This is a genomic window from Massilia sp. BHUDP2, assembly GCF_046236355.1.
GTDB lineage: Bacteria > Pseudomonadota > Gammaproteobacteria > Burkholderiales > Burkholderiaceae_D > Telluria > Telluria varians.
Genome location: NZ_JBJUVW010000001.1, coordinates 620,941 through 633,095 on the forward strand (window position 1 = coordinate 620,941; position 12,155 = coordinate 633,095).

Here is a 12,155-nt window from a genome sequence, read left to right on the forward strand (position 1 = left end):
GCTCCGCTCAGCGCGCCGCGGTCTGGCGCGGCGCCGAAGCCGGCGCCGCCTTCGCCGGTGCGGCCGGCGGCGCTACATTGCGCACCAGATCGCCGTCGTTCAGGAAACCGGCGCCGCTGATGACGATCGGGGTGCCTGCGGCCAGCCCGCCCACGATCTCGACGCGGTCGCCCAGGCGACGGCCGGTGCTGACCTTCAACTGGCTCACGCGGTTGTCGCCGTTCAGGCGGAACACGTAGCTGAAGCCGTCGCGCACCGCCACTGCCTGCTGCGGCACGGTGAGGGCGCTGGTGGCGCCCAGTTCGAAGCGGCCGCTGGCGAACATGCCGGCCTTGAGCGGCGCATTGCTCGACAGCGAAGGCGGCAGGTCGACGTAGACCAGCGCCAGGCGGGTCTGCGGGTCGACGGTCGGGGCCACGGTGCGCACCTTGCCGACGATCTCGCTGCCGCTGGCAGCGCGCACCGCCGCGCGCATGCCGGGCTTGATGCGGCCCAGGTCATTCGACGTGACTTCGGCGCGCCATTCGAGGCGGCCCTGGCGGATCATGCGGAACAGCTCCGTGCCTGGGCCGGTGACGGCGCCGACGGTGGCGCTGCGGCTCGAGATGATGCCGCTGTCCGGCGCGACCACGGTGGCCTGGCGCAGGCGCAGTTCCTGCTGGGCCAGCGTTGCCCGGGCGGCGCTCACGCGCGCGGCGGCAGTCCGTTCGGCGGTCAGGAGCTGGGTGACCTGCTGTTCGCTCAGCGCGCCGGAGCTGCGCAGGGCGCGCGCCCGGTCGGCATCAAGCTTGGCGGCGCTGGCGTTGGCCTGGGCTTCCTGCAGCGCGGCGCGCGCCTGCTCGACGTCGGCGCGCACGGTCTCGCTGGCGAACACGGCCAGGGTCTCGCCCTTCTTGACCACGTCTCCCACGTTCACCCGCACTTCGCTCAGGCGCAGGCCGTTCGATTCGCTGCCGATGACCGCTTCCTGCCAGGCGGCGACGCTGCCGTTGGCGGTCAAGCCCACCGGTAGGGTGGTGGTGGACGGCTGGCCGGTGGTCACGGTGAGCGCGGGCGTTGGCGCGGCCGGCTTCTCGTCCTTGGCGGTGGCGCGCTTCGGCACGGCCAGCGCGAGGGCAAAACAGAGCGTTGCGCCGGCAATGGCCAGCAGCGGAACGGGGATATTCTGGGGCAGACGGCGGAGGGTTGGCATCTTCTTCAATCGGCTTTGGTTCAAGCTGTTAAGTGTAGCAAAATTGCAATCCGGTGCGGGCTGATTCGTATGTTTACGTTCTTACAAAGACTTACCAAACGGCGCAGCAAGAGAGCCTGTGTGGGTATATAAAGTCGGAATGCGAGTCCTCATCCTGTTGTTTTGCCTGCTCGTGGGTGGCGTGGCCCATGCGCAGCCTGCCGCCCCGCTCGACGACGGGCTGGCGCAGCACCTGCTGAACCGCCTGGGCTACGGCCCAGCGCCGGGCGAGGTGGCGCGGGTGCGTGCACTCGGTGTGCAGGCCTGGGTAGACGGCCAGCTGGTGCCGCCGCCGATGCCGCCGCGCCTGGAGGCGCGCCTGCGCACGCTGCCCGTGCCCGAAGCGGCGCTGCTGCGCGCCATCGCCAGCCCGCGCCAGCTGGAAGCAGTGCTGGTGCGCTTCTGGCTCGACTACTTCAAGAAAGAAGAGGCCGCAGACGCGGCACTGCGTCCGCACGTGCTGGGCCGCTATGCCGACCTGCGCGCGGCAATCGGGGAGCATGCGCGCGGGAAGAACAGCGAACGGGCTGCGATGGAAGCGCTGCTGCGGCATTTCGTCTCCGCTCCCTCCGTCAGCCTGCAAGGGGCGACCTGGCGGGTGTGGAAGGCCACGGGCGGAGACCAGCGCGCGGTGCTGCGCCAGCTCTTGACCAGTCCGGAATTCCTGGCGCCGTCGCAGTGGAACAGCATGGAGAAGGACGGGTTCCGCTTCGTGGCCTCGGCAGTCCGGGCATCCGGCCTGGTGGTGGACAATGTGGCGCCTCTGATGGCCTTCGTGCGTGCACCGCTGTCGGATGCAGACCGTGCCGAATTCGTGGAGCGTCTGGCAACTGGAAGGCTGGCGCTGGCGCCGGTGCAGCCGCACGAGTACGCGTCGTCGGCGCCGCCACTGCGTGCCGGCGTCGCCGGCGAGGTGTCACAGGGAACGATAGCCCAGCCAGGGCCGGTGCTGATGGCGGCGCCGACGCCCTCGGCCGCCGCGATGGCGGCGGCTCGCAGCCAGCCGGCGCAGCCCGAGCGCTTGCGAACGCTCCTGCTCGACCAGAAATTTCTACGTTATTGATACCGGGAAGCGAGTATTGCGCAGCGCAACAAAATAGAGGAAAACGTCTATTTCTGGAAACGCTTCCCGTCGAATTTTGATTACGTAATTCTACGGTATTGCACTGCACAATAAATCGCGTTATATTGGAACCGTCTCCTCCAGTTTTCTCCGAAAATTGGATTATCGCCCGCCAGCCGCAAGGTTCGCGGGCGCTTTTTTTGTGCCTTCAGTCGGTCTGCGCCACGTCGGCGCCCTGGAAGGACCCGGCGCGCCAGGTCAGCACCAGGGTATCGCGGTGCCCATGCTCGCCCAGTGGCTGGATCGGCGTCGACTCATGGATGACGGCCGCATCGTCGAGCAGCAGCAGGGTCCACGGCTCCAGCATCGTGAAGCGCTTGCCTGCCGGTCCATCGGCCTCGAAGACCCGGGTTTCCCCGCCCTTGATGCCGGTGCGCTGGATCAGGATGACGGCGACGAAATCGACGCCGTCACGGTGTGCGCCTTCCGGCGTCGGGCGACCGATGCCGTCGGCGGTATCGATGCGGAACTGGTGCGCTTCCACGTACCAGGTCTGGCGTCCGCGCACGCTGGAGCAGACGTCGCCCAATGCACGCAGCAGGCGGCCCCAGGCCGGGTTCGCGATGGTCGCCGTCTCGACCGGTTCGAACAGGCGGTGCATGCCGCCGTGCAGGGCGTTGTACTCGACCGGCTGCCAGTGCGGCCGGTGCGGTACCTGCACCAGCGCGTGGCCGGCGTCGTCGCGGCTTTCTTCCTCATGTATGAAGCAGGAATGGCGGCGGCGCCGGTAGCGGCCGCCGTCCTTGAGGTAGTTGTCGAGTTCGAGCCGGTCCCAGCTCGGCACCAGCGACTGCAGCTCGTCGAGCGAGCAGCCGGCCAGGCGCGCGACATCTTGCGGACGCAGGAGGGCATAGCCCTCGCTGCGGATGGCTTCCGTCAGCTGCGACGGAGCGGTATAGGGTAGTTCACGTGTAGTCATCCAGTTAGCGTAGCAGGTTTCAATGCGACTAGCATGACCACGAGCAATTACCAGTTCTTCGTGAAGCTGAGTCGGAAGGAGCGCGGCTCGATCGGGTGGAAGTGGATGTCGTCGACGGCTTCCGTCTCGTTCGGCAGGCGCGAAGCGTAGTAGTAGTCGATCGCCGAATCGCGCCGGTTGGTCAGATTGAAGCCTTCCAGCTCGATGCGCATGTCCTTGCCGAGGCGGTAGCCTACGCGGCCGTTGAGCGTCAGGCTGGGGCGCGAGCGTACGCTGTCGTCCTCGATCAGCGGACGCGGGCCGAAGTAGCGCAGGCGCAGGGCGCCCGACCACGGACCCGCGCGGTCGACGGTCAGGCCGGCCTGGGCCACGCCTTCCACCGCACCCGGAATCCGGTCCCCGTCCGGGTTGCCGCCGCGCGAGCGCGCCCGTGCGTAGGCCGCGTCGAAGTTCAGCGTCAGCCACTTGTTGGCGCGCACGCTGTTCGACAGCTCGACGCCGTAGCGGCGGCTCGGATCGCCCGCCTCGGTATTGCCGGCGTCGCCGATGTAGGTCAGCTCGGAATCGAAGTCCAGGCGGTACACCGACACCGTGGTCTCGGTCTTCGGGATCGCCACCGTGCGCAGGCCCAGTTCCACGCCGCGCGAGCGCACCAGGCCCGGGGTGCGGTCCACCGGATCCAGCGTCTTCGGATCGACGGTCGCCACGGTGCCGCGCGCGTCGTTGCTGTGGAAGCCGTGACCATAGTTGAAATACAGCTCGGTGTGCGACCACGGCCCATAGGCCACGCTCAGCGTGGGCGTGACGAGCTTGTCGCGGGCGCGGCCGGCATTCTCAAGCCGATCGCCGTCGACGCTGAAGCGGTAGGCATTGGCGCGCAGGCCCACCACGGTGCGCAGCGCCTTGCTCCACATCGTGGCGTTTTCCAGGTAGACGGCGGCGCTACCCTCGACAATGTGGTCTTCGCGCGTGGTCGCGATGCGCCGGCGCGCGCGGGTGTCGTACAAGCCGTTGAAGATGTTGTCGTTCTGGAGCTGGAAGCCGACGGTCATGTCCGAGGCGATGTCCCCCTGCTTGTACGCGTGCCAGGTGTGGCTGCCGTCCAGGCCCGTGGTCACGCGGCGGTCCGGCTGGGCGAACTGGTCGCCGTTCACCGCATCGTTCAGAAAATAGGTGAAGTTCGAATACAGCTCGCCCTTGTTGCGGATCGCGTAGGCGCTCAGGCTGCTGGCCGTGTCCTGGGTGGTGCGGCGCCAGCTGCCCGACAGGCTGCTGCGCTCGGCCTCGCCGCCGTCGCTCAGGTCGATGGTGTCGAAACGTCCCAGCTGGCCGCCGGCGACGGCACGCAGCGGGATCTGGTCGGTGGCGTTCCAGTGACCGCGGTAGTGCATGGCGGTGACGGTCCAGCCGTTGTTGGTATAGCCGCGGCTGTAGCGCAGCACTGCATTGATCTTGCGGTAGCCGTCCGGCCGCGTCCACGGGCCGTCGTTCTTCATCAGTTCCAGCGCGTACAGCAGGTTGCCGCCGGCCAGCTCGGGCGAGGCGGCCAGCACCGTGCGTGCGTACGCGTCCTGGCCGACGGTCACGGCGGCCAGCGGCGACACCAGGCGGTTGGCATAGGCGATCGAGGCCTTGCCGGCCGAAGCGAAGTCGCCGTCCGTGGCCGAGTAGGGACCCTTGCGGTAGTCGAGGCGGGTGACGATCTCCGGGATCAGGAAGTTCAGGTCGGTCCAGCCCTGGCCATGCGCATGGCTGCGCTGGTTGACCGGCATCCCGTCCACCCAGGTGGCCAAGTCGGTGCCATGGTCCAGGTTGAAGCCGCGCAGGTAGAACTGGTTGGCCTTGCCTTCGCCGCTGTGCTGGCTGGCGATCAGGCCGGGCGTGGCTTCCAGCAGCTCGCCGGGGCGGTACACGGTGCGGTTGGCCAGGTCCTTGGCGCCGACGGTGCCGGAGCTGGCCGAATCGGTCATGCCGATCTGGCTGGTGCGCGAGCCTTCGACGAGGACGCGCTGCAGGACGAAGTCGTCGGCCAGGGCCGGGACATGGAGGAACAGCGCGGCGATGGCGCCGGCAAGCACGGTACGGTTGGAACGAAGCATCAGGGTTGTTTCTCTTGCGTTGGCTGCTGGGTTGGTTGTTCCATGGCGGCCTGGGTGAAAGTCAGCGAGCGGATCGCGCCTGCGTTGTTGAGGTTGACGGTATTGACCTGGTCGGGCAGGAAGTCCATCAGTACGCCCTGGTGGATCGCGGCGGTCTTCGACAGCGGCGCGTTCTCCAGTTCCTGGTAGATGACCACGCTCTGCGAATCGGCGGTCATGCCGATCCAGCGCACCGGCAGGCGCGCCTTGTCCTCGCCTTTGAGGAAAAAGCGCTCTTCGACATACTTGCGCAGCACCACCTGGTCTTCCGGATCGCCCAGGTCGAACTGTCGTCCGTACAGGTTCATCAGGAGCGCCTCGACGTCGTGCGCCATGTAGGTATGGACGATCTCCGTGCTGCCGGTGCGCGGATTGAACGCGACCTCGGTGATCCCCATGTGGAAGCGGTGCGCGCCCGCCGCCGTGCTGAGAAACAGCAGGGCGGCGGCGAACAGCGCCTTGAAGGCAGGCTTCAGGCGAAACATCATCATTACTCGGCTTTCTTTGCCGCGTCAGGCGTTTTGACCGGCGCCAGCCTGGTTTTCGCATCGCGCATCAGGTTGCCCGTTGCCGGATCGCGCTCGGTCTTGAACAGTTCCAGGCGCGACGGCACTGCCTTGGCCGGCCACGCGTTGTTGCTCACGTCGATGTCGGCGGTCTCCCAGTACGGGTCCTGCACCAGGCTCACGATCGGCTCGTCGGTGACGAACAGCTTGGTGATCTTCTTCGGCGAGTAACGCCACACTTCGGCCGGGATACGCTCGATGTATTTTTTCCCGCTCTGGGTCGTGATTTCCACGATCAGCGGCATCACCAGGCCACCCTTGTTCGAGAAGTCCACCAGGTACAGGCGCTTGCCTTCCTTGAGCAGGGCCTTTTCCCAGTCCTCGAGGCCAGCCATGGTCTCGTTGAACTTGTTGCGGTCCTTGCTGGTGACGGTGAAGTCGTCGTTCTCGTTGTAGAAGTCCTTCAGCTCGGGGAAGCGGTCGACACGGCGCTCCATGCCCTTGTTGCGCTGGTCGGTGATCGAGATCGGTTCTTCCTGCTTGCGTGCACGCGCCCAGGCCTTCTCGACTTCCGGATCCTTGCTGCTCACGGTGTACTCGGTGACGCCGTCCACGCTGATGTCGACCGCGTCGGTGGTGTAGAACCAGCCGCGCCAGAACCAGTCGAGGTCCGTGCCGGAAGCGTCTTCCATGGTTCGGAAAAAGTCGGCCGGGGTCGGACGCTTGAACTTCCAGCGCTCAGAGAACTCCTTGAAGGCGAAGTCGAACAATTCGCGGCCCAGGATGGTCTCGCGCAGGATGTTCAGCGCGGCGGCCGGCTTGGCGTAGGCGTTGTTGCCGCGCTGGATGGTCGATTCGGCATTGGTCATGATCGGCACCTGGTTGGTGCTGCGCATGTAGTCGACGATGTTGCGCGCTTCGCCGCGGCGCGACGGGTAGTTGTCTTCCCAGGCTTCCTCGGCCAGGAACTGCAGGAAGCTGTTCATGCCCTCGTCCATCCAGGTCCACTGGCGCTCGTCGGAGTTGACGATCATCGGGAAGTAGTTGTGGCCCACTTCATGGATGATCACGCTGATCAGGCCGTACTTGGTGCTCTTCGCATAGGTGAGTTCGCCGGTCTTCTTGTCCTTCACCGGGCGGCCGGCGTTGAACGAGATCATCGGGTATTCCATGCCGCCGATCGAGCCGTTCACCGAGATCGCGGTCGGGTAGGGATAGTCGAAGGAATACTTGTTGTACTGCTCGATGGTGTGGATCACGGCGGCCGTCGAGTAGCGCTCCCACAGCGGGTTGCCTTCCTTCGGATAGTAGGACATCGCCAGCACGTCCTTGTTGCCGCTCTTGATCGCCTGGGCGTCCCAGATGAACTTGCGGCTCGACGCAAAGGCGAAATCGCGCACGTCCTTGGCCTTGAAATGCCAGGTCTTGGTCGCCTTCGAGCGGCCCTTCTCGGCGGCTTCCGCTTCCGCCTGGGTGATGATGACGACCGGTTTCCTGGCGCTGCGGGCCTGCTCCAGGCGCTGGCGCTGGACGGCGCTCAGGACCGCGTTCGCGTTCTGCAGCTCGCCGGTGGAGGCGACCACGTGGTCGGCCGGGACGGTCAGCTGCACGTCGTAGTCGCCGAACTCCAGCGTGAATTCGCCGTCGCCCATGTACTGCTTGTTCTGCCAGCCCTTGACGTCGTAGTAGGCCGCCATGCGCGGGAACCACTGGGCAGTCAGGTAGATGTCGTTGCCGTCGTCGAATTTTTCGAAGCCGGTACGGCGGCCGACGACGTTCGCTTCGGGGATGTTGAAGGTCCAGGCCATGTTGAAGGACACGCGTGCGCCCGGCTTGAGCGGCTGCGGCAGGTCGATGCGCATCATGGTCTTGTTGACCGTGTGGCGCAAGGCGCGGCCATCGCTGCCGGTCAGGCTGGTGACCTGGATGCCGCCCTCGAAGCCTCGTTGTGCGAGGGTGGACCGCAAGGTGTCGAACTTGACGCCGTCGTTGCCACGCGCCTGCCAGGCTTCGCGCGAGGGCAGGGTGGAGATGCGGCGGTTGTCCGAATCGGCGCGGAACATGTTCTGGTCCAGCTGTACCCACAGGTAGGACAGCGTGTCCGGCGAATTGTTGTAATAGGTGACGGTGCCGGAACCGGTGACGGCGCGCTTGTCTTCGTCGAGCGTCGCGCGCAGGCGGTAGTCGGCGCGCTGCTGCCAGTAGCGGTGGCCCGGGGCGCCGGAGGCGGTGCGGGTGTCGGTGGCGGTCGGCAGCAGTTCGTCGAGCTGGCGGAACTTGTCATCGAAGGCCGGCGCGGCGTGGGCGGCGCTGGCCAGGAACAGGGTGGCGATCACGGCCTGCAGTTGTTTCATTTTCATGCGTGATTGAATATTAATGCGCTTGCTCTATAAAGAAACGGCAGGGCGCGCAGCCCTGCCGGTGATGACGGGTCGACAGCGTGTTACTCGGCCTTCGGCGCCTCTTGGCCTGCCGCCTTCGGCGGGGCCAGCTTGGTGTTGAAGTCACGCATCAGGTTGTTCGCCGGCTCACGCTCAGACTTGAACAGTTCCAGGCGCGACGGCACTGCCTTGGCCGGCCACGCGTTGTTGCTCACGTCGATGTCGGCGGTCTCCCAGTACGGGTCCTGCACCAGGCTCACGATCGGCTCGTCGGTGACGAACAGCTTGGTGATCTTCTTCGGCGAGTAACGCCACACTTCGGCCGGGATACGCTCGATGTATTTTTTCCCGCTCTGGGTCGTGATTTCCACGATCAGCGGCATCACCAGGCCACCCTTGTTCGAGAAGTCCACCAGGTACAGGCGCTTGCCTTCCTTGAGCAGGGCCTTTTCCCAGTCCTCGAGGCCAGCCATGGTCTCGTTGAACTTGTTGCGGTCCTTGTTGGTGACGGTGAAGTCGTCGTTCTCGTTGTAGAAGTCCTTCAGCTCGGGGAAGCGGTCGACACGGCGCTCCATGCCCTTGTTGCGCTGGTCGGTGATCGAGATCGGTTCTTCCTGCTTGCGTGCACGCGCCCAGGCCTTCTCGACTTCCGGATCCTTGCTGCTCACGGTGTACTCGGTGATGCCGTCCACGCTGATGTCGACCGCGTCGGTGGTGTAGAACCAGCCGCGCCAGAACCAGTCGAGGTCCGTGCCCGAAGCGTCTTCCATGGTACGGAAGAAGTCGGCCGGGGTCGGGCGCTTGAACTTCCAGCGCTCGGCATATTCCTTGAAGGCGAAGTCGAACAGCTCGCGGCCGAGGATGGTCTCGCGCAGCACGTTCAGCGCAGCGGCCGGCTTGGCGTAGGCGTTGTTGCCGAACTGGAGCAGCGACTCCGAGTTGGTCATGATCGGCACCTGGTTCTGGGAGCGCATATAGGGAACGATCGTGCGCGGATGGCCGCGCATCTCATCCCATTCTTCTTCCCAGGCTTCCTGGGCCAGCGACTGCACGAAGGAGTTGATGCCCTCGTCCATCCAGGTCCACTGGCGCTCGTCCGAGTTGACGATCATCGGGAAGTAGTTGTGGCCGACTTCGTGGATGATCACGCCGATCAGGCCATACTTGGTGCGTTTCGAGTAGGTCAGCTCGCCGGTCTTCTTGTCCTTGACCGGACGCGGACCGTTGAAGGTGATCATCGGGTATTCCATGCCGCCCACCGGGCCGTTCACGGAAATCGAGACCGGGTACGGATAGTCGAAGGAATACTTGTTGTACTGTTCGATGGTGTGGATGATCGCGTGGGTCGAGTAGCGCTCCCACAGCGGGTTGCCTTCCTTCGGATAGTAGGACATCGCCATCACGTCGGTGTTGCCCGACTTGATGCCCTGGGCATCCCAGATGAACTTGCGGCTCGACGCGAACGCGAAGTCGCGCACGTTCTTGGCCTTGAAATGCCAGGTCTTGGTGTTGGTGGCGCGGCCCTTCTCGGCGGCTTCGGCTTCGGCCTGGGTCACGATGATGACCGGCTTCTTGGCGGTCTTGGCCTGCTGCAGGCGCTGGCGCTGGGTGGCGGTCAGGACCTCGTTCGGGTTCTGCAGTTCGCCGGTGGACGCCACGATGTGGTCGGCCGGGACGGTGATGCGCACGTCGTAGTCGCCGAATTCCAGCGTGAACTCGCCCGAACCCAGGAACTGCTTGTGCTGCCAGCCGTAGACGTCGTAGTAGGCCGCCATGCGCGGGAACCACAGGGCGATCTCGTACAGGTCGTTGCCGTCGTCGAACTTCTCGTAGCCAGAACGGCCGCCGAGCACCTTCTGCTCGTTGATGTTGTAGTTCCAGTCGAGGCTGAACGACACGCGCGAACCCGGCTTGAGCGGCTGCGGCAGGTCGATGCGCATCATGGTGCCGTTGATGGTGTACTTCAGCGCACGGCCGCCGCTGTCGCGCACGTTGGCGACCTTGAAGCCGCCGTCGAAATCGCGCGCGGTGAACAGGGTGCGCAGGGCGTCGAACTTCACGCCGTCGTTGCCGCGCGCCTGCCAGGCTTCGCGCGAGGGCAGGGTGGCGGTGCTGCGGGCAGCCGAATCCGGCTTGTAGATGTTCTCGTCCAGCTGCAGCCAGAGGTACTTCAGCGTGTCAGGGGAGTTGTTGTGGTACGTGATGGTGCCCGAGCCGGTGAGCGAACGCTTGTTCTCGTCGAGCGTGGCGCGCATCGTGTAGTCGGCGCGCTGCTGCCAGTAAGCGTGGCCCGGCGCGCCCGACGCGGTGCGCACGGCGCCCGGCGTCGGCAGCAATTCGTCGAGCTGGCGGAATTTGTCGTCGAAAGGCGGCGCGGCGAAAACGGTGGCACTGAGGCACAGCGCGGCTAGTCCGATGGGCAGACGTATCATATTTCCCCTGGAATTATCATTGGTATAGGAAAAACTATTCTAGCTTTACCAATTATCAATTGCTCAGTGGATTTGTAAAAAAGCTGATACATGATGCATATGCATCCCCACCCGGGCCGAAACTGTGTCTTATTCGTGCAGATCGAAGCTGCGCACGGGGAAATCGTCCCCGCGCTGGATCCAGTTGCGCGGCGAGTAGGCGGAGCGGGCATCGGTGGCATGCAGGGTGAATGCGTGGCGCGACACCGGCGACCGGTTCGGGGCGCTGTAGTGCGGCAGCAGGCCGTGGAAGCAGACCAAGGTGCCGGCTTTCGCCTCCAGCGGGACCGCCGTGCTGTCATTCGGCCATGGCGTGCTGTCCAGCTTTTCCATCGTGATGGTATTGCCGTTACGCAGGAAACGCTCGCGCAACGGACCGCGATGGCCGCCCGGCTCGGCCCACAGGCAGCCGTTGTCCACGGTCGCATCTTCCAGCGCGAACCAGAAGGTGGTCACGGTGATCGGGTCGCTGTCGAAGAAGGTGGCGTCCTGGTGCCAGCGCACCTCGCCGCCGATGCCGGGCTGCTTGAAGATATACATGGATTGCCATACCTGCGCTTGCTCGAGGCCCAGTCCGCGCGCCACGGCGGCCAGCTTCGGGTCGCGCGTGAAGGCGTCGAAGACCGGGTCGAGGTCGTGCATGGCGTGGCCGATCTTGTTGATCGAGAGCGCCTTGGCCTGGCGCAGCTGGCCGCCGGGGCCGAAGGCTTCCTCTTCGAAGAAGCAGCGCACCGTGTTGTCCGAGCCAAGGAACCAGGCGTCGCTGGCGCGGGCCTGGTCCTTGGTCGTGAAGATTGCGCGCGATTCGCTTGGATCGAAGGCGTCGACGATTTGCTCGGCACGGCGGCGCAGGGCGGCGATGTCTTCGATGCTCTTGAAATCGGGGATGACGAGGAAGCCGTCGCGCCCGTACTGGTCGCGCTGTTCGGTGGTCAGCATGCTTGGGAAGTCCGGGACAAAACGCCATTGTAGCGCTGCCCGTCTCTCTGTCCACGGACCGGCCACCACTGCACCACGCCCCAGGCGAATTCGGGCACCACGAACAGCCACAGCACCGGCGCACCAGTCAGCGCCAGGCACCAGGCCATCCACAGCGAGAACAGGAAACGCGCGACGCCGTCGAAGCGTCCCAGACGCTGCGTCGGCTCGAGGATGCGCAGGAGCGACCACACCAGCACCACGCTGCCCATCAGGCAGGCAAACAGCATATGGAAAGGCGTAAAGCCGGGCAGTGCTGCGCCGCCCAGCGCCAGGTTCAAGGACGAGATCTGGCCGTGGGCGAGGGCGAAGGTCCACGGCGTGGCAAAGGCGGCCGTGAGCAACAGGTCGTAGATGGCGCTGGCGCGCACGATGCGGCGGTTGGCGGCGAGGGAAAGCAACATGGCA

Annotated in this window: 9 protein-coding genes; 1 reads left to right on the forward strand and 8 read right to left on the reverse strand. The window is 65.3% G+C overall.

Annotation, left to right across the window (positions count from 1 at the left end):
• Window positions 1–7: 7 nt before the first annotated feature.
• Entirely contained in the window at window positions 8–1,192 is a 1,185-nt protein-coding gene (locus ACK6C6_RS02725) for an efflux RND transporter periplasmic adaptor subunit (RefSeq protein ID WP_409265767.1), read from the reverse strand.
• Between the two features lie 139 nt (window positions 1,193–1,331).
• Between ACK6C6_RS02725 and ACK6C6_RS02730 the strand changes: the two genes are divergently transcribed.
• Window positions 1,332–2,294: a DUF1800 family protein gene (locus ACK6C6_RS02730; protein ID WP_409265769.1), complete on the forward strand. Its 963-nt coding sequence runs from the start codon at window positions 1,332–1,334 to the stop codon at window positions 2,292–2,294.
• 208 nt (window positions 2,295–2,502) lie between these two features.
• Here the strand turns inward: ACK6C6_RS02730 and ACK6C6_RS02735 are convergent, their stop codons facing one another.
• The 7 genes from ACK6C6_RS02735 to ACK6C6_RS02765 form a co-directional block, all read right to left on the reverse strand.
• A complete protein-coding gene (locus ACK6C6_RS02735; RefSeq protein WP_409265770.1) occupies window positions 2,503–3,273 on the reverse strand; it encodes a 2OG-Fe dioxygenase family protein in 771 nt (256 codons plus the stop codon).
• Between the two features lie 47 nt (window positions 3,274–3,320).
• Window positions 3,321–5,372 carry a TonB-dependent receptor gene (locus ACK6C6_RS02740; RefSeq protein WP_409265771.1) on the reverse strand — a complete coding sequence of 684 codons (2,052 nt, stop codon included), beginning with the start codon at window positions 5,370–5,372 and terminating at the stop codon, window positions 3,321–3,323.
• Complete coding sequence (locus ACK6C6_RS02745) at window positions 5,372–5,902, reverse strand: DUF6702 family protein (protein WP_409265772.1); 531 nt, start codon at window positions 5,900–5,902, stop codon at window positions 5,372–5,374. The genes ACK6C6_RS02740 and ACK6C6_RS02745 overlap by 1 nt, the downstream gene beginning before the upstream one ends.
• Window positions 5,902–8,277, reverse strand: coding sequence for a M1 family metallopeptidase (locus ACK6C6_RS02750; RefSeq protein WP_409265774.1), 2,376 nt, complete (start codon window positions 8,275–8,277; stop codon window positions 5,902–5,904). Before ACK6C6_RS02750 ends, ACK6C6_RS02745 begins: the two co-directional genes overlap by 1 nt.
• 83 nt (window positions 8,278–8,360) lie before the next feature.
• Window positions 8,361–10,730: a M1 family metallopeptidase gene (locus ACK6C6_RS02755; protein ID WP_292040235.1), complete on the reverse strand. Its 2,370-nt coding sequence runs from the start codon at window positions 10,728–10,730 to the stop codon at window positions 8,361–8,363.
• Between the two features lie 129 nt (window positions 10,731–10,859).
• Window positions 10,860–11,708, reverse strand: a complete 849-nt coding sequence (locus tag ACK6C6_RS02760; protein ID WP_409265775.1) for a phytanoyl-CoA dioxygenase family protein — start codon at window positions 11,706–11,708, stop codon at window positions 10,860–10,862.
• Entirely contained in the window at window positions 11,702–12,151 is a 450-nt protein-coding gene (locus tag ACK6C6_RS02765) for a hypothetical protein (RefSeq protein WP_209587605.1), read from the reverse strand. Before ACK6C6_RS02765 ends, ACK6C6_RS02760 begins: the two co-directional genes overlap by 7 nt.
• Between the last annotated feature and the right edge of the window lie 4 nt (window positions 12,152–12,155).

Bases quoted from the DNA above. Each gene is read 5' to 3' on its own strand.
- ACK6C6_RS02725 (WP_409265767.1), bottom strand. From the start codon at position 1,192: ATGCCAACCCTCCGCCGTCTGCCCCAGAATATCCCCGTTCCGCTGCTG.
- ACK6C6_RS02730 (WP_409265769.1), top strand. From the start codon at position 1,332: ATGCGAGTCCTCATCCTGTTGTTTTGCCTGCTCGTGGGTGGCGTGGCC.
- ACK6C6_RS02735 (WP_409265770.1), bottom strand. From the start codon at position 3,273: ATGACTACACGTGAACTACCCTATACCGCTCCGTCGCAGCTGACGGAA.
- ACK6C6_RS02740 (WP_409265771.1), bottom strand. From the start codon at position 5,372: ATGCTTCGTTCCAACCGTACCGTGCTTGCCGGCGCCATCGCCGCGCTG.
- ACK6C6_RS02745 (WP_409265772.1), bottom strand. From the start codon at position 5,902: ATGATGATGTTTCGCCTGAAGCCTGCCTTCAAGGCGCTGTTCGCCGCC.
- ACK6C6_RS02750 (WP_409265774.1), bottom strand. From the start codon at position 8,277: ATGAAAATGAAACAACTGCAGGCCGTGATCGCCACCCTGTTCCTGGCC.
- ACK6C6_RS02755 (WP_292040235.1), bottom strand. From the start codon at position 10,730: ATGATACGTCTGCCCATCGGACTAGCCGCGCTGTGCCTCAGTGCCACC.
- ACK6C6_RS02760 (WP_409265775.1), bottom strand. From the start codon at position 11,708: ATGCTGACCACCGAACAGCGCGACCAGTACGGGCGCGACGGCTTCCTC.
- ACK6C6_RS02765 (WP_209587605.1), bottom strand. From the start codon at position 12,151: ATGTTGCTTTCCCTCGCCGCCAACCGCCGCATCGTGCGCGCCAGCGCC.